Origin of the sequence: Brevundimonas sp. (assembly GCF_036963785.1) — a bacterium.
Taxonomy (GTDB): Bacteria; Pseudomonadota; Alphaproteobacteria; order Caulobacterales; family Caulobacteraceae; genus Brevundimonas.
The window spans coordinates 208234-233574 of record NZ_JBALUS010000002.1 but is presented as its reverse complement, the minus strand read 5'-3'; the positions used below and the strand labels follow the sequence as shown (position 1 = coordinate 233574).

Sequence of the window (25341 nt, the reverse complement as noted above, 5' to 3'; positions counted from 1 at the left end):
GCGATTCCGACCTCGTCGCCTTTTAACCCGTCCACTCGAGTTCGAAATCCGGAGTGAGCGCGATCAAGCCTGTTTCGATCTGGTTCCAGGTCAGGCGGAGCGCCTTCAGATCTTCGGGCGTGAACAGGTGCGCATGGTGCGACGCCGCGCGCAGCTTCCCGGCCTGCTTCAGAAGATCGAACACCGCCTCTGGGTCGTCGAAACCAGCCTCGAAGATCGCCTGGAAATGCTCCGGATGGCTCATGATCCGCGCGTAGTGGGTGTAGTCGGCATGGTCGAAAACCTCGCCTCCCCGCTTCTTCCACTTCCCCAGCAAATCCTTGCAGTCGCACAGCGGCAGGCGCTCGTCCGCCCAGTCCTCACCGTAGGTCTCGGCCATCACGGCATCTAGAATTTCCCTCAAGGTCAGTTCGTAGCGGTGAACCAGAGTCTTGGCGCGCTTCACATGCGGCGGGGCCGAGTTGGCCTGAAGGCGGGCCTTCAGGCGACGGCGCTTCTCCGCCATCGTCAGGAGACGCCGTCTCGGCCAGTGCGCAAGCCGCAGTCCCGCCGCGTCGAGGAAACTGCGATAACCGGCCAGATTGGCGAACTGCGGCATCTCCGTGATGGAGAAGGCGCCGACCGCCTCTCGCACTCCCCGCGTCAGCCGGTCGCTCTCGGCGAACATGTCGGCCATCGCCGAGGCCCGCGCGAAGGCCTCGATCTGGGCGGGTCGCCCGATCGCCAGGGCGCTCGCGCCAAGACCACTGTCCGACAGTCGGAGGATGCGATCGACGAAACTGTCCGTCGGCGTCCTGAAGCGCTCGAGACCATCCGGCAAGGCGAAGCCGGCGGACAGTTGCGCGATCCGCTCGGCCTGCTCGATCAGGCCATTCGGAAACGCGGCGCGATAGACGCGGTCCGCGTCGGTCTGAGCCCTCATCAGGGCGCCGACGCCCTGCATCCGGTCCATGAACGGGTTACGACCCATCGCGGCCAAGGCCAGCGGGGTCTCCAGCTTCATGCGCTCGGCGATGCCGAGCACGCCGCTGGCCCGCAGCATATCGTGCTGTCGGCGGACGTCCTCAAAGGGATCGGCCATCCGTCTTGCGGCGTCCAGCGTCGCGCGCATGCTGGGCGGGATCAAATCACGCGGAAGGGTCATCGCTCGCCGCTTCGCGCAGATGGGCCAGCCGTTCCTCGCACACAGTCGTCGCCAGCGCGCGCAGCACCTCAACCCGCTGGGTCAACCAGGTCAGTTCCTCGACGCTGATCTTGTAGTGCTTGGAGTAACGAGCCTTCACATAGGCCTCGCGCAGCAGCTCGAAGCAGCGGCGCTCGAACTTGGTCTCGCGCGGCCAGGCCTCGGCCAGGCGGGCGTCGATCGCCTCGCACTTCTTGCGCAGGAAGGCGAGGTTGTGCGCCTTGCCGCTGTAGAGCGTCACAACCAGCAAAACGCAGTGGTAGAGGTGTTCAGCCGATTGATGAAGGTTGAACGCGGCGAGCTTAGGATCAGCGCCCTCGCCCATATAGAATTTCGCGCCACGAGCAAAGCTGGCCGAACTCTGCGTCCAATCTCCGAAGAACTCCTCCGCTTCCTTAAGGGCAACCTGAGCTTTCAGGTCAGCCGGCTTGCGCAGCTTGGCGCCGGGCGTGTCGAAGAGAACGATGCCCTCACGCACGATGTCGGCCCAGAAGTATCGCCCGCGGTCCAACTGCTCGTTCACGTCTTCCAGACTGTGCACGATAAGGCTCACCGGCGTGCGGATCAGGGTCTCGCCCGGCATCAGCTTGTTCTCGGCGTCATGCCAGAACTCGCCGTCGGTCAGATCCTCATGATCGACAACGATCAACAGATCGAAATCCGAGAAGTAGCGTCCGACCGGATCATGGACCCAATCGCCGCGCGCATACGATCCGTAGAGGATGATCTTGAGGATCTTGCCGTTCTTCAGCCGCTCGGCCCGACGGGTCGAGACGGTTTCGGCGAACGACTCGCGGATCACCTCGACCACCCGGCGCAGTTCCACCTGCTTGCGCGGCGGCAGATGATCGATCGAAGTCTTCATGACGCGAGTCTCGCGCAACGCGTGCATCGGGGCAAGGCGCGAAGCCTCAGTTCTGGATCAGGCGGATCAGGGTTCCGTCCGGGTCGATGAGCGCGCCGATCCGCATGCCCGACTCCTCGATCTTGGGCGCGTGCAATCGGGGTTGGCCCCAGCACGTCTCCGGCAGTCCGGTGCCAAGGCACACGGCGTAGAACGCGTCGAGATCGTCAAGCCGCAGGCAACAGCTGAAGTTGCTGGTCAGCGGATCAAGTTCCGGGTGCGGGAAGAACTCAAGCGTCAGCCCGCCCCGTTTCAGGATCATCCACCCTTCGTCGCGCCAGCCCTGCTGGAAGCCCAGTCGAGTGTAGAACTGGGACGTAGCTTCGAAATCCCGCGACGGCAGGTTGGGCGTGGCGTGATCGGTCACGGCGAACTCCGGAATGCAGCAGTGCCGCCTAAGCCTAGCCGCAACAGCCCTTTCCATCCACCTGGATCGGCGGACACGGCACGTCGGCATAGGAGCAGAACACGCAGCAATCGCCGGGTTGAGGCTTCAGCTTCACGCCGCAACCGAGGCAATCGTAAAACCAGATGCAGGCGTCGGTGGGCATGGTCTCGGTCGCGACGTGACCGCAGTGCGGGCAGGTCAGCGTCGATTCCAGAACGATGGCGGGGCTCATCGCATGGCCGCCAGTCGCGGCATGGCCCATGGTTCGATGTAGGGCTGCCAGGCCAGGGACAGGACGATCAGCAGGCTGGCGATCACCAGCAGCCAGAACGCCAGACGCGAGGGCCGGCGGCAGGATGCGTCCTTCCGACACATCCGCAGGCGACGCCAATGCAGCAGCCAGCCGGCGGCCAAGATGACGGCGGCCAGAAGCGTCAGCCAGGTTCGCGCGCCCGCGATGACCGCGGCGCCGGCGAAGGACACGCCCGCCACCGAGAGAGCCAGAGGCAGTACACAGCACGCGGCCCAGGCGAACACCGAGGCCACACCGCCGATGGCGGCCGAGGCGCTGACGGCGACCTCAGGAATGTTGGGCCGGTCTTGATCGATGGCCATGGGGCCTCCCGTTCGATTTCTGCTACAGGCTACAACCCGTAGCCGCTACGGGATCAAGAGCCATGTCCGCACGAAGTTTGACGATCGGGCGCCTCGCAGAGAGCGCCGGGGTGAACCTGGAAACGGTGCGCTACTACGAGCGGATCGGCCTGATGCCCGCCCCGGCCCGCACCGAGGGCGGACACAGGAGCTATGAGCCGGAACACGCCCAACGCCTGCGCTTCATCCGCCGGTCCCGCGAACTGGGATTCGGCATCGACGCCATTCGGCGGCTGATCGCGTTGAGTGAGCCGGGCGTCCAGGCCTGCTGCGAAGTCCGCGACATGGCCCAGGACCACATCGCCAGCGTGGACGCCAAAATCGCGGATCTGGAGCGGCTCCGGACGGTGCTTAAGCAGGCCGTCGCGGACTGCAGCGAAGGCGGGCGGGTTCGGTGTCCGGTGATCGCAGAACTCGGATCGATCGCATAGGTGATGACCTGCGCACCCTGTCGAGCCGGTAGGGTCCTGGCAATCACGCGCCGATGACGCCGAGGTGCTCAAGCAGGATCATCAGACCGAGCGCGACAAGCGCGAGCCCTCCCAGAAGCTCGGCGATCTTGCCAAAACGCTGGCCGACGGCCCGGCCAATCAGCATGCCGATCGTGGTCAGCAGGAAGGTCGTGACGCCGATTGAGGCCGCGATAACCCAGATATTGGCTCCGATGAAGGCCAGGCCGACGCCAACAGCCGCCGCGTCGATGCTGGTCCCGACCGCCATGGCGATCAGCGCCCAAGGTCCGGACCGGCGTGGGGCATCCTCAGCCAGGGGACGGGTCGCTTCCCAGATCATCTTGCCGCCAACAGCGGCGAGGAGGCCGAAGGCGATCCAATGATCCACGCGTTCGACGAGGCCTGCAGCGACCATGCCGAGCCCCCAGCCAATCACCGGGGTGATGGCCTCGATACACCCGAATACCAGGCCTGCCTTCACGGCGCCGGCCAGGTTCGGTCGATGCAAAGCACCACGCCCAACGGCGGCGGCGAAGGCGTCGGTAGACATGCTGAGAGACAGAACGGCGATGGCGACAGGAGTCATGACGAGCATCCACCCGGCAACGAACAGCGCTTCCCTCCCCGGCCGGTGCGGCGGTGGGACGCGCTGGTCTCGCTAGGCGGCGGTTCCGCTGGTCGGACCGCGCGCCGAAACGCGAGTGTGTTGATCCGACCCCGGCGATCAGACGCCGGAAGCTACTCCCCAACAGGAAGCGGCCTCATAGGAGGTGTCGCGCGCCGGTGCAAGATACTATAGGGGAGTATCCATGGCGCATACCTCCACGAACAAGAAGAAGCTCGTCGCGCGGGTCCGGAGGATCTCGGGTCAGCTCAGCGCAATAGAGCGCGCCATCGAGTCTGAAGCCGGGTGTTCGCAAATCCTGCAGCAGGTCGCGGCCGCGCGGGGCGCCATGGGCGGGCTTCTGGAAGAGTTGATTGAAGACCATCTGCGCCACCACGTCGCTCATCCCGATCTGAGCGAGGACGCCCGGCAGGGCGGCGCCGACGAGTTGATCGCCATCATTCGCCGCTATTCAAAGTAAGGCCCGCGCCATGTCCGCGTCCGAGACCGACTATCTGACCCACGACCACTATTTCCTCAGCCGTTCGCACGACGACAGCGCACGGCGAACGCTGTGGGTGGTCGGCCTGACGGCCGTCATGATGGTCGGGGAGATCATCGCCGGCCTGGTCTACGGCTCGATGGCCCTGCTGGCCGACGGCTTTCACATGGCGACCCACGCCGGCGCCCTGGCCGTTGCGGCCGGCGCCTACGCCTACGCCAAGCGGCATGCCGCCAACCGGCGCTTCAGCTTCGGGACCGGCAAGGTCGGGGACCTGGCGGGGTTCGCCTCGGCGCTGGTTCTGGGCATCGTGGCGCTCGGGATCGCGGGAGAGTCCATCGGCCGCCTGATCGATCCGCGCTCGGTCGCCTTCGGCCAGGCGACGCTGGTCGCCATCCTGGGTCTCGTGGTCAATCTGGTCAGCGCCGTCCTTCTGTCCGGCGGGGGGCACCACCACGGTCGTCATGGCCACGGGCATGGCCATCACCACGACCACGATCATCACGACGACCATGATCACCAGCACGGTCATGGCGGCCATCGCGACAACAACCTGCGCGCCGCCTACATCCATGTGCTGGCCGACGCCCTGACCTCGGTGCTGGCGATCATCGCCCTGCTTGCGGGCCGCTATATGGGATGGGTCTGGCTAGACCCGCTGATGGGCATCGTCGGCGCGATCGTCATCGCCCGGTGGTCGTGGTCCCTGATGCGCGACACCGCCGCGGTGCTGCTCGACACAACGGACACCGCCATCGAGGCCGAGGTCCGCGAATTCGTCGAGGGGCCGGGCGACGCCCGGATCACCGATCTGCACGTCTGGCGCATCGGGCCGGACGCGCACTCGGCTATCGTCAGCGTGACCGGGGCTGTGGATGTCGCGACCGTTCGCGACCGGCTGAGGCCGGTCCACGAGCTCGGGCATCTGACGGTCGAGTGCCGTTGACGGCGATCGGCCTCAATGGCGTGACGGTGTGATCGAGGAGGCAGCCTCGCGGCAAGCGTTTTCGCAGCGGCGGCATTCCTCGGCGCAGATGCGGCAATGCTCGTGCATCTCGGCGTGTTTCTCACATTCGACAGCGCAATCCGCGCAGGCCTCGGCGCAAGTCTCGAGCATGCGCTGGATCAGTGTCTCGTGGCTGCCGGCGCGACGCGCGGCGAGGCCGGCCGTGGCCAGGCAGACGTCGGCGCAATCAAGATTGAGGCGGATGCACTGGGTGAGATCCTTCACCATATCCTCGGCCAGGCAGGCATCGGCGCAGATGTGGCACACCGCGGCGCAGCCGTAAGCCGCTTCGATCGCGCGAACGAGACTGTCGTTGACGCTTCCGCGCACGTCGGGATGGGTGCTGATCATTGGTTGGATTTGCATCGGAGGGCTCCTTGGTTGATCGGAGTCCAACCCAAGCGCCGCGACGGGGTTCCGAATGGCGACGCCTCCGGATATCCCGCGGATGACCATCGCCTCCTCTCTGGGGCTACGGACAGATAAGACTGCGGTGAAGCGCCAAAGAGCGGACATCAGTCCGCCGCCGAGAACTAGATGTTTCGACAAAATCGAAGTTGTCCGCACGCGGCGGCGGACCAACATACATCGTATGGCTGGCTGTCCGATCGCGAACCCGTAGTGGCGGGAATATCCGACAACCGTAGCCGTTGACTCGGAGGACCGCCGAGCGCAACCCAAGCGTTAGCAAGGGGCGATTCAGACCCGTGGAGGGAAACATGGCACGTCGGGTGTTCTTCAGTTTTCACTATCAACGCGACATCTGGCGTGTGAATCAGATTCGCAACATCGGCGAGATCGTGGGCACCGCGGCGGTCGGGTTCCATGACGCCTCGCTCTGGGAAGAAGCCAAAAAGAAGGGCGATACGGCGATCAAGAAGATGATCGACGACGCGCTGCTCAACACGTCGGTTACGGTTGTTTGCATCGGCGCGGCCTCAGCGGGCCGCAAGTACATCGACTACGAAATCAGCCAATCGATCGCGCGGGGCAACGGGATAGTGGGCATCCAGATTCACGAGCTCAAGGATAGGCTCGGAAATACGGATCTTGCCGGCGCTACCCCGGCTCTTCTTACGAGGGCCGGGGCGCCCGTCTACAAGTATGCCGATCACGCCCGGTTGGCGGCTCGGATTGAAGAGGCGGCCAAGCGGGCCGGACGGTAGGATGCCTACGTCAAGCCGAAATCGCTTTCTCAAGGATTTTCCAGCTGCCCTCCACGAAGGCGTTGGCGCAGTGTTCGTCGGCGCCGGTGTTTCGAAGGCCGCGGGATATCCGACTTGGGCGGAGCTTCTTAAGGACATCGGCGAGGAACTCGGTGTCCGCTCCAGCGACATCCAGGACCTCGCCGCACTGGCCCAGTGGCACATCAGCGAGAGCGGTGCCGCGACCGGCGTCCGCAACGTGATCCGGCAAGAGATCGGCAAAGATCGACCGGTTCCGCCGACCTTGGAGGTGCTGGCGCGCCTCCCCGTTCGGCAGATCTGGACGACGAACTACGACCGTCTGGTCGAGCGCGCCTTCGCCGTGATCAATCGGCCTGTCGATGTTGTCTCCGGGGCGGCCGACCTTTCGCTCCGCGCCCGGCCCGGCGCGGCACGGCTCTACAAGATGCATGGGTCCGTCGACCGAATGGACGACATCGTCATCTCGACCGACGACTACGAACTCTATCGGTCCAAGCGTGGGGCCTTCCTCCCCCTGCTGCAGGCGCATCTCAGCAGCATGTCCGTTCTTTTCATCGGGCTCAGCCTGACCGATCCCAATGTCCGGCACGTGCTATCCCTCATTCGTGAGAGCTTCACTGAAGCGCCGCCGGAGCACTTCGCAATCGTGAAGCCGCCCAGCCTGGCGGACTGTTCTTCCGAGGACGAGTTCAGGGCCCGCACGGCGCAGCATAAGCACTGGGCCAAGGACCTTCGCCGCTACGGACTGAGGACAATCGAGGTAGAGCATTACGACGAAATTCCCGAACTGATGCGCCAGGTAGAGCGCCGCGTCGCCGCGATGCGGGTATGGGTCAGTGGAAGCTGGCCGCTCGACGGCGACGACGGTCGCGCCGGCGATCTGTATCGCCTTTCCGAGGCGGTCGGCGGGTTGATCGCGGACACCGGGCGGGATCTGGTGAGCGGATCGGGCTTACTGGTCGGCCCAGCTGTGATTGGGGGCTTTATCGACCGTCTCCGTCAGGACGGCGGGTGGGATCTGGACCGCCGGCTGATCGTCCGACCCTTCCCTCAACCGCTGACGGATAGGGAGCCGGACCAGAAACGATGGACCGCGCTTCGCGCCGAGATGGCGCGACAGGCCGGGATTGTGATTTTCCTAGGCGGCGCAAAGCTCGAGGGCGGCTCTCAGATCGTTGCGGACGGCGTGTTGAAGGAGTTCGAGGTCGCGCGCGAGGCCGGGGCCTTCATACTGCCCATCGGTGCGACCGGAGGCGCGGCCGAGCAAATCGCGCAAGATCTGACTGGGTCCGCTATCCCATCGCAGGGCGCAAGCGCGGCCAGGCCAACCGACGAAGAGCTAGCCGTCCTGTCAAACCAGGCCACAACACCCGACAAGCTCCTGAAGCTCGTTCGAGAGATACTCCAACGGCTGGCGAAGCCACAGGACGACAACTGAGGTGACCCGGTTCGTAACAAGGGCGGAACTTCGGGGTTTCGCCGCGAACATCACTTTGACCGAACAGGCCTCCGTGCTTCGCACGGCTTCGGCGCGAAGCCCTGCCGGCTCAACTTTCCTGTCCCACTCCAGCAAGGACCAGGATCTTGTCGTGGGTGCCACGATCGTCCTGCAGAACCACGGCGCCGTGGTCTACATCGATGAAATCGACCCGGAGATGCCTCCCTACGCGGGCGATGGTGGCGGGTGCGTTCTGGGCTTGGACGCACGGCATCTCGAACACGACGCCGGCGTCGCGATCCGGACCGTGGTTTACGACGAAGCCTTGGTCGACCGAATGCTCTGTCTCGGCTTGGGCGTCGTCCAGCAACAGCTAGAGGATGATCCTGACGATCACCCGACGCTTTCGGACTATGCGCGGCGCCTGTGCGTCGACCTCTTTTCGATGAAACACCCACCCGACATGCCAGGTCCTCGCGTCCGCACTCGGGTGCTGGATCTCGAGCATACGGCTCCTCCGAAGGACCGAAACTGGCCCATCGAGCCGCTTTGTCCGGCCTGCCAAGGCCCGGTGACTTGAGTTTCGGCCCCCCGCAACGTCCTTGTCGAACACATGGTGTTGAGCCGCATCAAGGCCATCGCAGAAGCCGCAGCCTTTCGACACGAGGTCGGTGGGATTCTGTTGGGGAGCTATCGTGGCCGCGATCTTCATGTCATCGACGCTTCCGCTCCTCAGAACAGCGACCGTTGGTCCCCGACACGGTTCTGGCGATCTCCAGCCGGTCACCAGGCCTTTGCGGATGCAGCATGGAGACGGTCTGGCGGTCTGGTAACCCATATTGGCGAATGGCATTCCCACCCGGAACTCCGCCCGACCCCCTCGGTGATCGACCGGGCGTCCTGGCTCAAGTCGCGACGTGAGCAGCGACGCCCGCTCGCCTTCCTCATTGTCGGGACCGCCGATGTCTGCGTCTGCGCCGACGCGGAGCTCGGAACGATCCGGGCGCTTGTCCCCATCGACCAAGACGAAATGGGCGTTCTGTTTGGGCATCCCCTGAGCGATCCATCGCGACCTGTGACCGTAAGCTAATGACGAAGGCACGTCTCGATGTTCCCGAAGACTGGATTTCCCGGACGCTGGATCACGCGGTCCAGCGCTATGCGAACCGGACGGGTGAACTATTCTATTTCAGCATGAAGGGTCACCACGAGGCGGTCCGTCACGCTTATTCGGCCGCGAACGCATAGGCGTCGTCGTTCGGCGCGGTGCGGGTTTCGTCGTCAGCACCCTCGCCTGCCTCCTGCGCCTCCGCAGGCACACCAGCCTGCGTCCGCAACACCGACGGCAGCCAGCCCCGACCCTCCACTAGCCGTTCCGCCGCCTCGGCCATGTCGCCCTTTCTGAACCCGGCGATCCGGCCCGCTTCCTCCGGATTGACGGCCTCGGTCACCGCCTCCAGCACCCGCGCCTTGGCCACCCGCGAGAAGTAACTGGCCGCCGTCGCCGTCCACGTCCCGGCCATGTCGAGCCCTACAGCCGTCGCCAGCGTCTCGGCCTGCGCCAAGGCGCCGGGCCGCCGGTCGTGCGGATCGCGCACCGCGTAGAGACCGACCCCGGCGCAGCAGGCCATCAGGTCCAACTGCTCCGAAGGCGGCAGCGCGGCCACCACGCCCCAGAGGTCTTCCGGGCGCTCGGGCAGGCGCGCGCCCCACGCCTCGCACCGGTCGCTGACCCGGCGTCCGGCGGGGCCGTCCTCCACCCCCGGCGCCAGCCGCTCCAGCCCGGTCGTCGTCAACCGAAGCTGCAACGGCGTCCAGACGCCGTAGCCCGGATAGAAGACCTGCAGGGCGAGCGCGTGAACCACCGTCGCCAGCGCCGCATTCACATCGGCCTGCACCGCGTCGCGCAGACCCATGGTCTTGTGGGCGGTCAGGTCGATCAGCAGACGATCCGACAAGGCCGAGGGCGCCTCGTCCTCGGCGGCCTCCGCCTCCGAGCCCGGCGAATTGTCCGCACTCTCGTCCGCCGCCTCTTCCTCCTGCCACGGCGACGGCGGATCGGCGGGCACGTCCTCGGCGCGGACCAGTCCGCGCTCGAAGCGGGCGAGGCCGTCGTGACCCAGCGTCACCACGACCCCGGCCCGCGCCCTGGCCTCGCCGGCATAGGCGAAGTCCGGGCCGAAGGCCTGCAAGGCCTTGTCGATCTCCTCCAGCCGGGCGTCCACCTCGGGGGGGAACATTTCCGCCGCGTCGGTTTCAGAGACGAGGCGGTCGTATTCCTCGGACAGGGCCGCGATTTCGGCGACGTCCGCGTCCGACCGTTCGACCGCCACCGGATAGACCCGCCCGAACGCCGAAACGTCGGGGTAGTCCAGACAGGCCTCGGCCCATTTCCAGCCCTCGCGCTCGCGGGCCTCGTCGGCCAGTCCGGTCAGCTTGTCGCCGACCAGCCGGTCCAGCAGGACCACATCCTCCAGCCAGCCGCCGCCGTCCTCGGTGAACAGGTCGCGCAGCACCCCGCCCCCCTCGGCCTCGTAGGCCTCCACGCCGACGAAGCGGACGCGCCGGTCATCGACGCGGACCTTGGCCTCGGTCATGGCGCGGCGGATGGCGTAGGCCGGGGTGTGCGGCCCGATCTGCTCCAGCACCTGCCGTTGCCGCTCGCGGTCCTCGCTGACGCAGAAGGCGGTCAGTTGGTCGAGCGCCAGCGTCCCCTCCCGATAGGCCGTCATCAACTCCGGCGCCGCCGACCCGAGCCGCAGCCGCTGGCGCACCACATGGGCCGACACTCCGAACCGGGCGCCGATCTCTTCGGGTCCGTAGCCCTTCTCGGCGGCGAGCCGCTGGAAGGCCTCGAACTGGTCGGCGGGGTGCATGGCCTCACGGGTCATGTTTTCGTCGAGGCTGATCTCGTGGGCGTCGTTCTCGGCGTCCACGATGACCCGCACCGGATGGGTCCGCTTGATGGCCTTGCGCTTGGCCAGCAGCCGCAGCCCCTGACGGCGCCCTTCGCCGATGGTGACGAGGTAGTTTCCGGTGGGCGCGCCCTCCCCGTCCCGCTCGATCTCGACCACGGGCGGCTGCAACACCCCCTTGGCCTTGATGGAGGCCGCGAAGGCCTCGATGGTCGCCGGGCTGTGCGGCGTCTTCCTCGCATTCTTCGGCGAGGCCTTGAGCCGGTTGAGCGGCACGGTGATCTCCGAGCCGTGCTGCGGCGCGGTCGCTTCGGTCGCGGCGGTTTCGATGGATTGAGCAGTCATGTCTGCCTCCTTTGGGCATGGGTTGCAGGGACGCGAACTGCGCGCCTGAAACCCTGCCCGTCGGCGAGACCGGGGTAGCAAGGGCCAGGGCGGACCGGCCGGAGGGGGATCGCCCGGCCTGCACAAGCCGACGACGATGATGAAAATGAACAGCATGACCGCGCGGAAGGTCGGGGAGACCGGCCGGTCCGGCGGCGCAGCCGCTTCACCCTGACCCGCGCGAGGGCGGAGCCCTTAGCCTTCTGGGCGGCGTCCCGGCGTGCGCCTGTGGATGACGACGGCGGGCGCGCGAAGCCGGCTTGACCCCGCTTCGTGTTCTGCTTTTGTTCTTGCCATGCCCCTCCGCAAGACCGTCACCATCGAATGGCAGGACGCCGGCTCCAGCCGCGCCTATTTCGTGCGCCCGGACAGCCGGTCGCGCCCGTGGATCTGGTTCCGGGACGGCGACGTGCCGGCCTTCGAGGAAACGTCCGCCCGCTTCGTGGTCGAGAAGCGCGGCGGACGCTGGGTCGCGGTCGAACGGGTGGACACCTGACCGCAGGGGTCGCCCATTGACGGCGGACGCCCGCGGGCCGATCAAGGCGGCTCGATTTCAAGGAGACCCGCGATGACCCTCAAGATCGCCGCCGCGGCGGCCGCCTTCCTCGCCCTCAGCGCCGGCGCGGTGCTCGCGGCGGAGGCCTGCGCCTGCTGCAAGGACATGGCCCCCGGCGCCGCCATGGAGTGCTGCGACGAGATGAACGCTCCGGCCCCGGCTCCGGACGCACCCGCCCCGGCTCCGGCGCCCGCTCCCGAAACGCCGCAGAGCGGCGGGCACGCAGGTCACACGCCCGGCTAAGCCGCGGCGTCATCGTCACCCAGGACCGCCATGAACCGTTCTCCGACCATCCTTGACCGCCGGTCCATCCTGAGCGGCCTGTCCCTCGCCGCCTTCGCCGCCCCGGCCCTCGCCGCGCCGCCGAAGCGGATGACCGCCTACAAGACGCCCTGGTGCGGCTGCTGCGGCGGCTGGATCGCCCACATGCGCCAGGCCGGCTGGACCGTCGAGGTCGTCGAGCGCGAAGATCTCGCGCCGACCCGGGCGCAACATGGCGTTCCGGACCGGCTGGCCTCCTGCCACACGGCGGTCGTCGGCCCCTATGCGATCGAGGGCCATGTTCCGGCCGGCGACGTCGACCGGCTGCTCAGCGAACGCCCCGGCGCCCGGGCGCTGAGCGCCCCCGGCATGCCGGCTGGCTCGCCGGGCATGGAAGCCGCCGGGCGCGAACCCTATACGACCGTCCTGATCCTCAACGATGGTTCAACCCGCGTGTTCGGCCGCCACAACGGCGCCTGAGGCCCGAGGCGTCGCGGGTGCGTTCCTGTCCGCAGCCGCCAGCCTGACGCGCGACGGGTTGAGCCAGCTCTGCACCGGCCGGTCGAAGCCATAGCGGAACACCGCCGCGGCCGCGAAGGCGCCGATGAAACCGATCGACCACAGCGCCCAGCGAACCCCCGACGACAGGGCGTCCTGGCCCAGGGCGTCGAGCAGGCCGAACCAAACGATACGGGTGACCTCATTGGTCAGGAACATCGAGAACGACATCAGGGCCAGATGTTCGATCAGGCGTGACGGCCTGCGCACCGATACGGCCCCGGCGGCCCAGATGATCACGGTCATCAGGCCCAGCGACAACAGGCTGAAGGCGCCGAAGGCCTGAAGGATGACAAGCGCGATGGCGGCGCCGACCCCGATCGCGCCGGCCAGACGGGATGCGACATAGACGCGTGAACCGTAGAAGGCCGCCGCGACCCCGAGCAGGAACAGCGGCAAGGCGCGCAGGACGCCGTAGCGCATCGGCAGGCGGTAGATCGGATCGCCGAGCCACAGCGAGGCCGCGAGGTCGGCGCCGACGACCAGCAGCGTCGCGCCGATCACCACGGCGATCGGCGGCCAGCGCCACAGGGCCCGGCAGATCCAGGGCAGCAGGAGGTAGCAGGCAATCAGGGCCGAGAGCGTCCAGGTCGGGGCGTTCCACCCCTGCCCGCCCGGCACGCCCCAGGCCTGGAGCAGCAGCACCTGGGCCGGCAGCTGCGACCAGTCGAACCAGCGCGGGTTGCTGGGCGCGATCCCCGCCAGAGCCGCGCCGCCGACGAGGACGACGAGGATAAGGCTGACGACGAGGTGGGCCGGAATGACCCGCAGCAGCCGCTGGCGCGCATAGGCGCGCAGCGACGCCTGACCGGCGGCGAGCCGGTCGCCGTAGATGCGCGCCAGGACGTAACCGGAGTCGATGATGAAGAAGTCGGTGAGCAGATAGCCGCGGTCGATCACCGGATGCAGCTGGGGCAGCGGGACCGGCGAGGCCTCGCGGAAATGGTAGAGGATGATCAGCGCCCCGACGATGAAGCGGAGCGCGTCGAGCCAGCCGCCGCGGGCGATGCGCGGTGGGCGGGACTTCATCGGCGCGGCGTCGCTGCGGACCATGGGCGCAGCCTAGTCCGCAACGGGGCAAGGAATGGTTATCAGCGCGGGCCGCTCACTTCGCCACCGACCCGGGCTTTGGCCCCGGCCGTGTGATCATGGGCGTAGCCGCCGTCGTCACTCAGGCTTCTTCCCCCGCTCTCGTTTCGGCCCGGGAGTCGCGGAGGATGTCGACGCCGCCCTTCACGGCGATGCCGGCCACGATTAGGCCCACGACCAGATCCGGCCAGGACTGATCCAGCCACAGGACCAGGCCACCCGCGATCAGGATGCCGCCGTTGGAGGCGAAATCGTTGAAGCTGAAGGTCTCGGCGGCCTTCATGTTCACATCCTCGCTGCGTTGGCGCCGGATCAGTTCCAGGCACACCAGGTTCACGATGGCGGCGACCACCGCCATGCCCATCATCGTCCAGCCTATGGGCTCCGTCCCCATCAGCGTTCGTCTCAGCACGTCCAGCAGGACGCCCGCAGCGAAGATCAGCAGCAGGATTCCGGAGGCCCGGGCGGCGCGGGTCTTCCAGATCAGGGCGCGGCCCACCGCCAGAAAGCTGATGAGGTAGACGGCGGAGTCAGACGCATTGTCCAGGGCATTGGCCAGCAGAGCGCTGGAATCGGCGAGCAAGCCGCCGATCCCGAGCCCTACAAACAGGGCGGCGTTGAGGATCAACACCACCAGCAGGGTGCGGCGCTGGACGCCTTCCGTCTCGTCTCGTTCGCTCATCAATCCTCGATCCCTTCCGCCTTGCGATGCTTCACCGCCTTGGCGGCGAAGGTGGGCAACACCAGCAGTGTCAACGCAGTCGCCGTCAAAAGGCCCCCGATGACCACTGTGGCCAATGGTTTCTGGACCTCGGCCCCGGCCCCGTGGGCGATGGCCATGGGAATAAAGCCCACGATGGCCACCAGGGCGGTGGTCAGAACCGCCCGCAGGCGGCTGGACGCCCCTTCGATCGCGGCCTCACGCGGCGCCAGGCCCGCCGTCAGCCGCTCGCGGATGGCCTGCATCAGCACCAGGCCATTCAGGGTCGCCACCCCCGAGACGGCGATGAAGCCGACCGCCGCCGAGACGGAGAAGGGCATGCCGCGCAAGAGCAGCGCCAGGGCCCCGCCGACCAAGGCGAGCGGGACGCAGGCGAACACCAGACCGGCTTCAGCGAATGAGCCGAGGGCCATGAAAAGCAGGACCCCGATGAGGATGAATACGATCGGAACCACGAGGCCCAGACGCTGTTCGGCGCGCTTGAGATTCTCGAACTGACCGCCCCAATCGAGCCGGACGCCCGGCGGAAGATCGATCCGCTCCACCCGCGTCTGCGCATCCGTGACGAAACCGCCGAGATCCCGGCCGCGGACGTTGGCCTGCACCACCATGCGCCGACTGCCGTTGTCGCGGCTGATCTGGTTGGGCCCCTCGGCGGTCTGGATGCGCGCCACCGAGGACAGGGGCACCACCACGCCGGTCGAGGAGACGATCGGCAGGGCGGCCAGGCTGGTTGGATCGTTGCGGGTCGCCTCGGGCAGACGGACGACAACGTCGAAGCGCCGATCCCCTTCGAAGATGCGTCCAGCCTCTGTTCCGCCGATGGCGGTGGAGACCGCCTCCGAGACGTCCGCCGCCGACAGGCCGTAGTTGGCCGCCGCGAAGCGGTCGACGCTGACCGTCAGCGTCGGCAACCCCGACGCCTGTTCCACTCGAACGTCGGCGGAACCCGGTGTTTCCTCCAATGCGCGAGCCACCTGCTCGCCGACCCTCTGCAGGGTGTCGAAGTCGTCGCCGTAGACCAGCACCGCCAAATCGGTCCGGACGCCGGAGATCAGTTCGTTGAAGCGCAGTTCGATCGGCTGGCTGAACTCGAAATTATTGCCGATCTGCTGACTAACCGCCTCCTCAATGCGCTCGATGAGCGCCTCCTTTTCGAGGCCCGGGTCTGGCCAGTCGCCTCGGTCCTTGAGGATGATCACGCTGTCGGAGATGTTACGCGGCATGGGATCGACGGCGGCCTCCGCCGTGCCGGTGCGCGAGAACACCGTCTCCACCTCGGGCTGGGCCTTGACGACCCGCTCGAGGGCCATCTGCATAGCCAAGGACTGGTCCAGCGAAGCGGACGGCACCCGCAGGGCCTGCATGGCGATATCGCCCTCATCGAGGGTGGGAATGAACTCCCGGCCGAGGGTGGCGAAGGCCAGACTGCCGACGACCAAGGCGCCCAGGGCCGAGGCGAGCACGACACGGGGCTTGTCTACGGCGGCGCTGATCGCGGGTTGGATCCAGCGGCGGGCGAAGCGCAGGACGCGGGTTTCGTGCTCCTGCACGCGGTCGTTGGCGTCGAGGTGGGCGCTTTTCGGGTCGCGTACCAGCAGCGCAGTCATGGCCGGGACGAAGGTGAAGGAGAAGATGAAGGCGCCGACCAGGGCGAGCATGACGGTCGCCCCCATGGGAATGAAGGTCTTACCCTCCACGCCCTCGAGCATCAGCAGGGGGGTGAAGACCAGCAGAATGATCAGCTGGCCGAAGGCGGCCGGCTTCACCATCTGCCGGGCCGCGGCCATGGCGACGTCCAGTCGTTCGTGACGGCTGAGCATGCGGCCCAATTCCGCGCGCCGCCGGGTCATCATCAGCAGGGTATTCTCCACCACCACCACCGCCCCGTCGACCATCAGGCCGAAGTCGAGGGCGCCGAGGCTCATCAGGTTTCCGCTGATGCCGAAGCGGTTCATGCCGATGACGGCGAACAGGAAGCTGATCGGGATCATCAGGGCGGTGATGCTCGCCGCCCGCAGGTTCCCCAGCAGCAGGAACAGCACGACGATGACGAGCAGGGCGCCTTCGGTCAGATTGCGCGCCACCGTGCCGATGGTGGAGTTCACCAGGGCGCTTCGGTCGAGCACGGTCACCGCCTCGATCCCGGGGGGCAGGGTCTCGCGCACCTCCTCGAGGCGCTCTCCGGCGGCCTGGGCCACGGTGCGGCTGTTGCCGCCGGCGATCATCAAGGCCGTGCCGAGCACCGACTCGTGGCCATCGCGGCTCGCGCCGCCCAGCCGCGGAGCTTGCCCGACCTCGACCGTCGCCACATCGGCGACGCGCACCACCAGGCCGCCCCGGTTGACGACCGGGGCCTGGGCAAGATCCTCGACGGTGGAGGCCAGGGCGTCGGTCCGGACGGTCAGCGCCTCGCCGCCGCGCTGGACGTAGCCGGCTCCGGCCTGGGTGTTGGCCCGCTCCAGGGCCGTGACGAGGTCGCCCAGCCCCAGCCCATACGCTGACAGGCGGGCGGCGTCGGGGCGGACGGCGTATTCCTTCACATAGCCGCCGATGGTGTCGACGCCGGCGAGCCCGGGCGTCGTCCGCATCTGCGGCGCGACGATCCAGTCCTGAACAGTGCGCAGGTAGGTGGCGCGCGCCTCGGGCGTGGTCAACCGCTCCCCCTCGGGGGTCAGGTAGACGCCGCCTGGCTGCCAGCCGGGTTGTCCCGGCCGGGCGAGGTTGCGGCTGTTGAACGGCAGATAGTCCACGGTCCACATCAGGACCTCGCCGAGGCCGGTGGTGATCGGCGCCAATGCCGGCTCCACGCCCTCGGGCATGCTTTCGCGCGCCTGGGCGAGGCGTTCGGCCACCTGCTGGCGCGCGAAATAGATGTCCGTCTGGTCGGTGAAGATGACCGTGATCTGGCTGAAGCCGTTGCGGCTCAACGAGCGAGTGCTGGTCAGTCCGGGAATGCCGGCCATGGCCGTCTCGAGCGGATAGGTGACCTGCCGCTCGATCTGTTCCGGCGCGAGCGCCGGGGCGACGGTGGTGATCTGGACCTGCCGGTTGGTGATGTCCGGAACGGCGTCGATCGGCAGCTTGGTCAGTTCGAACAGACCGAGCGCGGCGACCAGCGCGGTCGCCAACACAACGAACCAGCGGAAGCGCACCGAGGCTTCAATGATGGATTTGAACATGCCGCGCCTCAGTCGTCATCGCCGGCCTCGCCCTTGGCGAGTTCGGCTTTCAAGAGAAAGGCGTTGGCGGCGGCGATGCGTTCACCCTCGTCGAGGCCGCGCAGGATCTCCGTGCGCCCTCCCGCCTGACGACCGGCCAGCACCGGGACGGCCCGGAAGCCGCCCTGGACCTGAACGAACACGACCGTCGCGCCTTCGATGGTCTGCACGGCTTCGCTGGGGACCGTCAGGCCGCCGGGGACGGCATCGCCCGTAACGATGGCGCCGGTGACGGCGGATCCCGTCGGCGGCAGCGACACGCCCGACGGCCGGGCGCGAATGATCGTCGCGCCGCTCTCGGCGCCGGCGCCGGGCGCCACGCCGGTGACGACGGCTTCGAATTCCCCGTTGGGCCCGGTCGCCCTCAGGCGCGATCCGGCGCGGACCTGGGCGGCCAGAGCCGGCGGCGCGTTGAAGACCAGTTCAATCCGCGCGGGGTTGGTGACCTCGGCGACGACGCCGCCCTGGGGGACAAAGCCTCCGGGGCCGACCTGCACCGAGGTGACGACGCCCGAAATCGGGCTGGTCACGCTCAGCCGTCCCGAAGCGTTTGGCGATCCGGCCGCCGAAGCCCTGGCGCGGGCGGCGCGCGCCGACGCCTCGGCGCTGAGCGACTGGGCTCGGGAGGTCTCCACCTCCTGCCGGGCCACCACGCCCTGGTCGGCCAGGTTGCGATCGCGGTGATAGGCCTGGCGCGCGGCTTCGGCCTGCGCCACCGCCGCGTCGGCGTCGGCGCGGAAGGTCGCGGCGTCGCCGCTGACCAATGTGGCGAGGGCCTGACCGGCGCGCACGGACTGCCCCGGCGCGACGAGCACGCGCTCGACCCGGCCGCCGACCGAGGCGGCCACGGCGGCGCGCGCATCGACCATGGGCTCGACGCGTCCCGCCAGCCGGGTCTCTGACCCGCCGCCGGCGCCGACGGCGACCACGGCGATGCCGGCGGCGCGGATCTGTTCGGCCGTGAGCGCCACGACGCCTTCGGGGGCCTCGGCGCCCTCGCCTTCCGCGTGCCCCTCCTCTTCCGCGTGACCGGCCTCGCCCTCGGCGGCCGGCCGCGCGTCGCGATTGAGAGCCAGGAACAGCCCGCCGCCTCCGAGCAGGACGACGGCGGCGACGCCGCCAATGAGCAGCGTTCTGTTGGATTGCGGCTTGCGCATTATTGGACCCCTCCGAAGGGTGCGCGCGCTTGCAGGCGCGCGAGATCGATTTCGGCGCGGACGCGCGCCAGGCGGGCGTCGACGGCGGCGTTGCGGGCGGTGATGAGGGCGGCGCGGGTTCCGCGCAGCTCCAGTTGCGAGATGCGGCCGGCCTCGAAGCCGATCCGGGACAGGCGATAGGCTTCCTCGGATGAGGTCACGCCGGCGTCGGCGGCCGCGACGCGGCTCACCGAGGCGTTCAGCCGGGCGACCGCGGCCTGACCGTCGGCCTCGGCCTCCTGGCGCGCGCCGGCCAGGCGGGCGTCCGCGGCGCGGAACTCGGCCTGGGCCGCGTCGATATTGCCGCGGTTCCGGTCGAACAGGGGCAGCGGCATGCTGATGCCGAAGGTCAGCGCTGTCGCATCCTCGGCTTCGTAACGCCGAACGCCGACGCTGGCGCTGACATCGGGCCGCGCGCGCACTCGCTCGACGGCGATCCGCCGTTCGGCCGCTTCGCGTTCGGCCTCGGCGACGCGAACGGCCGGCGCCCCGGGAGCGGCTTCGATGGCCGTCCGGGTCGGCGCGTCGTCCAGCAGGCTGTCGACGATCGAGGTGACCGGCGCGGGCAGCATCGCGACAGCCGTCAGGCGGGCGAACGCCGCGTCCCGCTCGGCCTGCGCCTCGTCACGGGTCGCGCGGGCCGCCGCCGCCTCGCTCTCGGCCTGGATGCCGCGCAGCATGGGCTCGCGTCCCTCCTCCACGAGCACCAGGGCGGCGCGGGCGTCCGCGATGGTCAGGCTGAGCGCCTCCTCGGCCAGGGCGAAGCGCCGCTCGGCGGCTTCCGCTTCGGCGTAGGCGAGTGCGAGCCGTCCGGCGGCGTCGACGACCGCCTGATCGCGACGCAGCGAAGCCGTTCCGGCCTCCGCCCGCGCCACCTCGACCCGGGCGCCGCGCCGGCCCCACAGTTCGAGGTCCTGGGTGAGCGAGAGCGTGGTCTCGGCGTTGTCGTAGCCGGAAAAGGGACCGCTGCCGAAGGCGTTCTCCGCCTCGAGGGCGGCGGTCGGGTTGGGCCGCACGCGCGCCTGGCGCACCCGGGCCTCGGCCGCTTCGAGCAAGGCGTCGGCCTCGGCCGCGGAGGGGCTGGCCCCTATGCGCTCAAGCAGGGTCCGGAAGGATGGCGCGGGATCGGCCCAGGCCGGGCCGGTCAAGGCGGTCGTCAGGGCGACCACAGCGCAGCCGACCGCGAAAGGCGGCAAGCGGCGAATAGGGGATGGCATGTCTCATGTCCCGGAAGGTTGACGTGAAGGGCGCGCGCGAACGCGAGGTCACGTCAGGTTCTGGGCGGGCGCATGGGACCGGCGGGCATCCGGGAGGCCGGCGCCTGATCGAGCGATGGCGCCAAGGGCGCGCGATCGAGGGCCATCGACCTCATGTCGTCAATCGCCGGCGGCGCGGTAATGCCGCAATGGTGGCAATGGCCGTGGGCGCAGGCGACCTGACCTGCTGCGTCCTTGCGTTCGCCGTGACCTGTATCGGACACAGCGACGACGTCCGACGCGGCCAGGCCTTGCAAGCTTCCGGTCTCGGGTGCGCAGGCGAAGGCGTCGGCTGCGGAAACCAGGACGAACAGGGCCAGGAACGACGCGAGCAGCGCCGCCATCCACCCATGCCTAGTCGAGGGAAACCCCATGCCGTCCCATAACACGGTGCGCCGCGACATCAATCGCCTCATCGTCGCACCGCCCGATACAGAGAGATGGATCCGGTGGCGGTCGGGATGACATCGAGCACTTGAACCTGTGTGAAGCCGGCCTCGGCCATCAGCGTAGGCAGAACGCCGTCGGCGTTCGGTTGGGTGTTTTCGTAGCCGTCCAGAGACTGCACCAGGCGGAAGAGCACGCGCATCGCACCCGACTGGCGGCCGTAGTCCGCGACATGCAGCGTTCCGCCCGGCTTGAGCGCCCGCAGGCTCGCGGCGAGGCCCGCTCGCTTCTCGGCCATGGGCAGCTGATGGAAGACCAAGCTGGAGACCACCTTGTCGGCGGCGTCCTCGCCCAGGAGCGCCGCCACATCGCGCGAAAACCCCTGGATGAAACGGACGGCCTGACCTGCAGCGGCCGTCTTCGTCTCGGCCCGCCTGAGGATGTCGCCGTCGGGATCGAGGCCGAAGATGCGCGCGTCCGGCGCCCGGTTCGCCATGGCGATCGCGAATGAGCCGGTTCCACATCCAAGATCGATGATCGTCTCGCCAGGGGACGGAGCCACCTGTTCGAGAAGGCGGCTCCGCCACAGCGGTTCCCGGGTCAAAAGCGCGATGGCCGGATCATACAGCCCGCTCAGGGCTGTATGGCCGAGCGCGGGGGTGAAGTTCGCGGTCACGCGGCGGCCTTCAGTTCTTCGCGGGACTGACGAATGATCGACCAGCCGGATTGCAGGAAGACCACCGCCAGGATCGCGCCGGCGATCAGGTCGGGCCAGCGAGAGGCGGTCAACCAGACGGCCACGCCCGTGGCCGCGACCACCAGGCTCTGGATCAGGTCGTTGCGCGTGCACAGCCAGACCGAACGGACATTGGCGTCGCCTTCGCGATGGCGGACCAGCAGCAGCGCGGCCAGGGCGTTGGCGAAAAAGCCCAGGGCGCCCAGGCCGGTGATGACGACGCCTTCCGGGGGCGCCCCCGAGGTCGCCCGCCAGATCGCGTAGCCAAGGATGAACAGCGCCAGCGCCGCGAGGCTGGCGCCCTTGATGATGGCGGCCCCGGATCTCACGGCGACCGAGCGCCCGATCACGGCCAGGCTGATGCCGTAGGTGGCGGCGTCGGCCAGGAAGTCGAGGGCGTTGGCACCCAGCGAGGCCGAGCCCTGCAGGGCCGCGCCGCCGGCGATGGCCAGGAAGGCGGCGCCGTTGATAGCGATCACCGCCATCAGGATGCGGCGATAGGCCGGCGTGGCGCCGTCGAACTTGACGGCCGCGCCGCAGCCGCAGCCGGCGGCCGCCGGTTCGGGGGACGAGAGGGAGTCAGTCATCGAAGTCCGCCTTTCACCACGAGAATGCATCCTCCAGTCGCTCGAGGATCAAGAACAAAAATGGATGCCTCGCCCAAAAAGACGCGGTTTGGCGGAACCGACTTGATCCTCTAGTAGCTAGAGGACGCACAATCGGACGAAATCCACAGGAGGCCTCATGATCACGATGCACCCGTCGCGACGCGGTCCCAGCCGCATGCGGGCGATCGCCTTCTCGTTCTTCATGCTGATCGCCGCTCTGGATCAGGCCGCCAAGGCCGCGGCTCGCACCCGACTCGAGAGCCCGGTGGACCTCACGCCGTTCCTCGCGCTGCGTTTGGGATTCAATCCCGGCGTCACCTTTGGCCTGTTCGCAGACTCGGGCGCGGTGGGACGATGGGCCCTGAGCGCCGTGGCATTCCTGATCATCGGCGTCCTGCTGACCTGGATCTGGCGTACGCGAAGCGCCGTCACGGCGGTCGCGGCGAGCCTCATCGCCGGTGGAGCGCTCGGGAACCTGCTCGATCGTCTGCGCTCCGGCGCGGTGACGGATTTCATCGATCTTCATTGGGGCGACGCGCACTGGCCGACCTTCAACCTCGCCGATGCGGCCATTGTTTGCGGCGTGGCGCTGCTCCTCCTGACCGTCCGGGGCTCGGACGGCCGCCCGGCGACGTCGACCCTGGGACGGGCGGCGCGATGACCTTTTCCGCCGAACAGAAGGCGATCGCCGTCCGTTCGGGGTTGGCGATTCTCATCACCGCTGCGGCGGTGGCGTCAGCTTGGCTATGGCTTTCGCCACGTCTCCTGGGCGCCGCGCCGGACATGGCGACAGCTGATCGGCTGGCCTACGCCCTGAAGGCGGACCTCCTCGTTTTCCTGTGGCTCGCCGGTTGTTTGAGGGCCGTGGCGAGCATCCGGTTCCGGTCCGACGCCGACCGGCCGGGTTCCGCCTATGCGGCGCCCAGCTCGAGGCTCGCCGTGCCTGCCGCCGTGCTTCAGAACACCCTGGAGCAGACGGTCCTGGCGGTGGGCGCCCACCTGGTGCTCGCCACCGTGCTGCGCGGCGAGGAGATGGTCGTGCTGCCGGTGCTGGTCGCCCTCTATCTGATCGGCCGCGTGTTGTTCGCCCACGGTTATGCCCGGGGCGCGGCGGCCAGGGCCTTCGGCATGGCCCTTACCGGCGCTTCCACGATCGCCGCCTTCGGCGCCGCCATCGTCCTCATGGGGCTGGGCCGATGATCCTTTTCCGTCCTGCGCCTGCCGCCCTTCAGCCCGCTGCTGCGAGATGATGCGATGACCCTGCCCTCCCCGGCCTCGTCCGGCCTGCGCCCTATCGGCAAGCTCGCCGCGGCCACCGGCGTCAAGGTCCCGACCATCCGCTTCTACGAGGAGATCGGCCTGCTTCCCGCCGCCCCGCGCACCGCCAGCGACCGGCGGATGTATGACGACGCGGCGGAACGCCGCCTGTCGTTCATTCGGCATGCACGGCAATTGGGCTTCGATCTGGACTCGATCCGCTCCCTGCTGGATCTGTCCGATCACCCTGATCGGCCCTGCGCCGAAGCCAGCATCCTCGCCGAACGTCATCTGGCGGAGGTGACGCATAAGATCGCCCGACTCCGGGCCCTGCAACGCGAGCTTTCGCGGATGACGGCGGAATGTGCCGGCGGCCGCGTGTCCGCCTGCAAGGTGATCGAAGCCCTGCACGATCCCTCGGCGCCGGTTTGAAGACGAACCCGACCCGGGTTTGCACCGCTCCTCGGCTTCGCCGTGCAGGTCGGCGCTGAAGGTCAGAACGGGCCCGGGATGATGCAGGAGCCATTGGGTCACCGCGACGTTTTGAGTAATCCCGCGGCCCTCGTCGCGCTCCCTTCGTCCATGGAGGACTTCGATGGCGCATCGATCGACACAGCGACACGCCGATCAGACGTTCGCCCTTTTGACGGACCCGTACAGGCGCATCTCCCGCCTGTTCGAGCAGGCCGGCGCGGACGCAATCGAGACCCGTCTGGCGCTGAAGGAGACGGCCTGTCTGAGAGGGCGCGAAGCGGCCCAGGTCTTCTACGACGAGACCCGCATCTCGCGCGCGGGCGCCATGCCGGCGCCTGTCCGACGCACACTGCTCGGCGAAGGCGGCGTCCAGGGCCTGGATGGCGAAGCGCACCGCGCCCGCAAACGCGTGTTCATGGCTCTTATGTCGCCGGAACGGATCGCGCGGCTGGGCGACCTGTTCGAGGCGGAATGGCGACGCGCGGCCGTTGAATGGGCTGGCCAGGAAGAGATCGTGCTGTACGACGCCCTGCAGCCGGTGCTCACCCGCGCCGTCTGCCGCTGGGCGGGGGTGCCGCTGAATCCCGACGACGAAGCGAAACGGGTCAGTCACCTCAGGGCGCTGTTTGACGCGGCAGGATCGCGGGGGCCTCGCCACCTGTGGTCGAGGTACGCGCGGCGACGCGTCGACGCCTGGCTGGCCTCGATCATCGAGGGCATTCGCGCCGGACGACTGGCGCCGGATCCAGACACCGCCGCCTACGCCTGGGCCTGGGCGAGCGCGGATGATGGCGAACCGTTGGCGGCCCGGACGGCGGCGGTCGAACTGGCCAATGTGCTGAGGCCGACCGTGGCGACCTCGGTCTATATCGTGTTTGTGGCGCACGCGATGCAGGCGCACCCCGCGGCGGCCCGTCTGGCCACCGCGGACGCCGGCCGCCGCCGCGCCTTCGTTCAGGAGGTGCGACGCCTTTATCCGTTTTTCCCGGCGGTGATCGGGCGTGTGCGCGCGCCGTTTCGCTGGCGCAACCTTGACTTCCCGGTGGGTCGGCAGGTGATCCTCGATCTCTATGGCTCCAATCACGATCCTGCCGTCTGGACCGATCCCGACGAATTCCGGCCAGAGCGTTTCATCGACGGCTCCGGGGACGCGTTCGGCCTGATTCCCCAAGGCGGCGGGAACGCCCTGACCGGTCACCGTTGTCCCGGCGAAAGCATCGTCGTCGAATTGATGGAGCGGGCCCTCGGCTTGCTCGCCGGCCTGAACTACCGGCTGCCGGCTCAGGATCTGGAGATCGACTTCCGCCGCCTTCCGGCCCTCCCCAGGAGCGGGTTCCGAATGATGACGCGTCGGACTTCCCCGCGTGAGGGCGGCGCCTGATGTTTGCTCATGCGGGTGGCCGG

Annotated in this window: 30 protein-coding genes; 14 read left to right on the top strand and 16 right to left on the bottom strand. The window is 68.1% G+C overall.

The annotated features are described in order from the left end of the window. Positions 1-22 precede the first annotated feature (22 nt). Genes V7672_RS04715 through V7672_RS04695 form a run of 5 tightly spaced genes read right to left on the bottom strand, consistent with a single transcriptional unit; the run spans position 23 to position 3090 of the window. Positions 23-1144 (bottom strand): hypothetical protein, encoded by a 1122-nt coding sequence (locus V7672_RS04715; RefSeq protein ID WP_054765691.1) that lies wholly within the window; start codon positions 1142-1144, stop codon positions 23-25. Next, a complete protein-coding gene (locus V7672_RS04710) occupies positions 1128-2048 on the bottom strand; it encodes a HEPN domain-containing protein (RefSeq protein ID WP_066625035.1) in 921 nt (306 codons plus the stop codon). The genes V7672_RS04715 and V7672_RS04710 overlap by 17 nt, the downstream gene beginning before the upstream one ends. 46 nt (positions 2049-2094) lie before the next feature. Beyond that, positions 2095-2454, bottom strand: a complete 360-nt coding sequence (locus tag V7672_RS04705; protein WP_054765689.1) for a bleomycin resistance protein — start codon at positions 2452-2454, stop codon at positions 2095-2097. 34 nt (positions 2455-2488) lie between these two features. Further along, positions 2489-2707, bottom strand: a complete 219-nt coding sequence (locus V7672_RS04700; protein ID WP_054765688.1) for a GDCCVxC domain-containing (seleno)protein — start codon at positions 2705-2707, stop codon at positions 2489-2491. Next, positions 2704-3090: an MFS transporter permease gene (locus V7672_RS04695; protein WP_066624881.1), complete on the bottom strand. Its 387-nt coding sequence runs from the start codon at positions 3088-3090 to the stop codon at positions 2704-2706. Before V7672_RS04695 ends, V7672_RS04700 begins: the two co-directional genes overlap by 4 nt. Positions 3091-3152: 62 nt before the next feature. On the opposite strand from V7672_RS04695, the gene V7672_RS04690 reads away from it, so the two are divergent. Beyond that, positions 3153-3560 carry a MerR family transcriptional regulator gene (locus V7672_RS04690; protein WP_054765686.1) on the top strand — a complete coding sequence of 136 codons (408 nt, stop codon included), beginning with the start codon at positions 3153-3155 and terminating at the stop codon, positions 3558-3560. Between the two features lie 43 nt (positions 3561-3603). Here V7672_RS04690 and V7672_RS04685 read toward each other — a convergent pair whose 3' ends face one another. Continuing rightward, the gene (locus V7672_RS04685) at positions 3604-4167 is read right to left on the bottom strand and encodes a manganese efflux pump MntP (RefSeq protein ID WP_054766931.1); all 564 of its coding nucleotides are present in this window, start codon (positions 4165-4167) and stop codon (positions 3604-3606) included. 223 nt (positions 4168-4390) lie between these two features. Between V7672_RS04685 and V7672_RS04680 the strand changes: the two genes are divergently transcribed. Both V7672_RS04680 and dmeF read left to right on the top strand, forming a co-directional pair. After that, on the top strand, positions 4391-4666 hold the full coding sequence (locus V7672_RS04680; RefSeq protein WP_054765685.1) for a metal/formaldehyde-sensitive transcriptional repressor: 276 nt from the start codon (positions 4391-4393) through the stop codon (positions 4664-4666). 10 nt (positions 4667-4676) lie between these two features. Then, positions 4677-5633, top strand: coding sequence for a CDF family Co(II)/Ni(II) efflux transporter DmeF (gene dmeF, locus V7672_RS04675; RefSeq protein ID WP_054765684.1), 957 nt, complete (start codon positions 4677-4679; stop codon positions 5631-5633). A 12-nt stretch (positions 5634-5645) separates the two neighbouring features. Here the strand turns inward: dmeF and V7672_RS04670 are convergent, their stop codons facing one another. After that, the gene (locus V7672_RS04670) at positions 5646-6059 is read right to left on the bottom strand and encodes a four-helix bundle copper-binding protein (RefSeq protein WP_054765683.1); all 414 of its coding nucleotides are present in this window, start codon (positions 6057-6059) and stop codon (positions 5646-5648) included. 353 nt (positions 6060-6412) lie between these two features. On the opposite strand from V7672_RS04670, the gene V7672_RS04665 reads away from it, so the two are divergent. The 4 genes from V7672_RS04665 to V7672_RS15325 all read left to right on the top strand — a co-directional run bounded on the left by V7672_RS04665 (position 6413) and on the right by V7672_RS15325 (position 9408). Then, a complete protein-coding gene (locus V7672_RS04665; RefSeq protein WP_054765682.1) occupies positions 6413-6859 on the top strand; it encodes a TIR domain-containing protein in 447 nt (148 codons plus the stop codon). A gap of 1 nt (position 6860) precedes the next feature. Next, on the top strand, positions 6861-8318 hold the full coding sequence (locus V7672_RS04660) for an SIR2 family protein (RefSeq protein ID WP_054765681.1): 1458 nt from the start codon (positions 6861-6863) through the stop codon (positions 8316-8318). A gap of 151 nt (positions 8319-8469) precedes the next feature. Next, a complete protein-coding gene (locus V7672_RS04655; protein ID WP_335623500.1) occupies positions 8470-8898 on the top strand; it encodes a hypothetical protein in 429 nt (142 codons plus the stop codon). A 33-nt stretch (positions 8899-8931) separates the two neighbouring features. After that, positions 8932-9408, top strand: a complete 477-nt coding sequence (locus V7672_RS15325) for a Mov34/MPN/PAD-1 family protein (RefSeq protein ID WP_081602746.1) — start codon at positions 8932-8934, stop codon at positions 9406-9408. Positions 9409-9544: 136 nt separating this feature from the next. Here the strand turns inward: V7672_RS15325 and V7672_RS04650 are convergent, their stop codons facing one another. Further along, the gene (locus V7672_RS04650) at positions 9545-11578 is read right to left on the bottom strand and encodes a ParB/RepB/Spo0J family partition protein (protein ID WP_066624858.1); all 2034 of its coding nucleotides are present in this window, start codon (positions 11576-11578) and stop codon (positions 9545-9547) included. Between the two features lie 334 nt (positions 11579-11912). On the opposite strand from V7672_RS04650, the gene V7672_RS04645 reads away from it, so the two are divergent. The 3 genes from V7672_RS04645 (at position 11913) to V7672_RS04635 (ending at position 12914) form a co-directional block, all read left to right on the top strand. Beyond that, positions 11913-12113 (top strand): hypothetical protein, encoded by a 201-nt coding sequence (locus V7672_RS04645; RefSeq protein WP_054765672.1) that lies wholly within the window; start codon positions 11913-11915, stop codon positions 12111-12113. A 72-nt stretch (positions 12114-12185) separates the two neighbouring features. Beyond that, positions 12186-12416 carry a hypothetical protein gene (locus V7672_RS04640; protein ID WP_054765671.1) on the top strand — a complete coding sequence of 77 codons (231 nt, stop codon included), beginning with the start codon at positions 12186-12188 and terminating at the stop codon, positions 12414-12416. 30 nt (positions 12417-12446) lie between these two features. Further along, positions 12447-12914: a DUF411 domain-containing protein gene (locus V7672_RS04635; RefSeq protein WP_054765670.1), complete on the top strand. Its 468-nt coding sequence runs from the start codon at positions 12447-12449 to the stop codon at positions 12912-12914. On the opposite strand, the gene V7672_RS04630 is transcribed toward V7672_RS04635, so the two are convergent. The 8 genes from V7672_RS04630 to V7672_RS04595 form a co-directional block, all read right to left on the bottom strand. Further along, complete coding sequence (locus V7672_RS04630) at positions 12879-14045, bottom strand: acyltransferase family protein (RefSeq protein WP_191555599.1); 1167 nt, start codon at positions 14043-14045, stop codon at positions 12879-12881. The two genes, V7672_RS04635 and V7672_RS04630, sit on opposite strands and share 36 nt — an antisense overlap. A gap of 118 nt (positions 14046-14163) precedes the next feature. Then, positions 14164-14763 carry a cation transporter gene (locus V7672_RS04625; RefSeq protein WP_054765668.1) on the bottom strand — a complete coding sequence of 200 codons (600 nt, stop codon included), beginning with the start codon at positions 14761-14763 and terminating at the stop codon, positions 14164-14166. Further along, positions 14763-17984, bottom strand: a complete 3222-nt coding sequence (locus tag V7672_RS04620) for an efflux RND transporter permease subunit (protein WP_054765667.1) — start codon at positions 17982-17984, stop codon at positions 14763-14765. The genes V7672_RS04625 and V7672_RS04620 overlap by 1 nt, the downstream gene beginning before the upstream one ends. An 8-nt stretch (positions 17985-17992) precedes the next feature. Next, the gene (locus tag V7672_RS04615; protein WP_066624849.1) at positions 17993-19180 is read right to left on the bottom strand and encodes an efflux RND transporter periplasmic adaptor subunit; all 1188 of its coding nucleotides are present in this window, start codon (positions 19178-19180) and stop codon (positions 17993-17995) included. Continuing rightward, positions 19180-20436, bottom strand: a complete 1257-nt coding sequence (locus V7672_RS04610) for a TolC family protein (RefSeq protein WP_054765665.1) — start codon at positions 20434-20436, stop codon at positions 19180-19182. Before V7672_RS04610 ends, V7672_RS04615 begins: the two co-directional genes overlap by 1 nt. Before the next feature lie 53 nt (positions 20437-20489). Continuing rightward, positions 20490-20819 carry a hypothetical protein gene (locus tag V7672_RS04605; RefSeq protein WP_066624846.1) on the bottom strand — a complete coding sequence of 110 codons (330 nt, stop codon included), beginning with the start codon at positions 20817-20819 and terminating at the stop codon, positions 20490-20492. 68 nt (positions 20820-20887) lie between these two features. Further along, positions 20888-21538: a class I SAM-dependent methyltransferase gene (locus tag V7672_RS04600; RefSeq protein WP_054765663.1), complete on the bottom strand. Its 651-nt coding sequence runs from the start codon at positions 21536-21538 to the stop codon at positions 20888-20890. Next, positions 21535-22185: a cation transporter gene (locus V7672_RS04595; protein WP_054765662.1), complete on the bottom strand. Its 651-nt coding sequence runs from the start codon at positions 22183-22185 to the stop codon at positions 21535-21537. Before V7672_RS04595 ends, V7672_RS04600 begins: the two co-directional genes overlap by 4 nt. Positions 22186-22342: 157 nt before the next feature. On the opposite strand from V7672_RS04595, the gene lspA reads away from it, so the two are divergent. From lspA to V7672_RS04575, 4 genes are all read left to right on the top strand, one after another. After that, positions 22343-22867 carry a signal peptidase II gene (lspA, locus tag V7672_RS04590; RefSeq protein WP_335623499.1) on the top strand — a complete coding sequence of 175 codons (525 nt, stop codon included), beginning with the start codon at positions 22343-22345 and terminating at the stop codon, positions 22865-22867. Beyond that, a complete protein-coding gene (locus tag V7672_RS04585; RefSeq protein ID WP_054765661.1) occupies positions 22864-23406 on the top strand; it encodes an MAPEG family protein in 543 nt (180 codons plus the stop codon). Before lspA ends, V7672_RS04585 begins: the two co-directional genes overlap by 4 nt. Positions 23407-23460: 54 nt before the next feature. Continuing rightward, the gene (locus V7672_RS04580; protein WP_054765660.1) at positions 23461-23895 is read left to right on the top strand and encodes a MerR family transcriptional regulator; all 435 of its coding nucleotides are present in this window, start codon (positions 23461-23463) and stop codon (positions 23893-23895) included. A gap of 163 nt (positions 23896-24058) precedes the next feature. Continuing rightward, a complete protein-coding gene (locus tag V7672_RS04575) occupies positions 24059-25318 on the top strand; it encodes a cytochrome P450 (protein ID WP_054765659.1) in 1260 nt (419 codons plus the stop codon). The last annotated feature ends 23 nt before the right edge of the window (positions 25319-25341 follow it).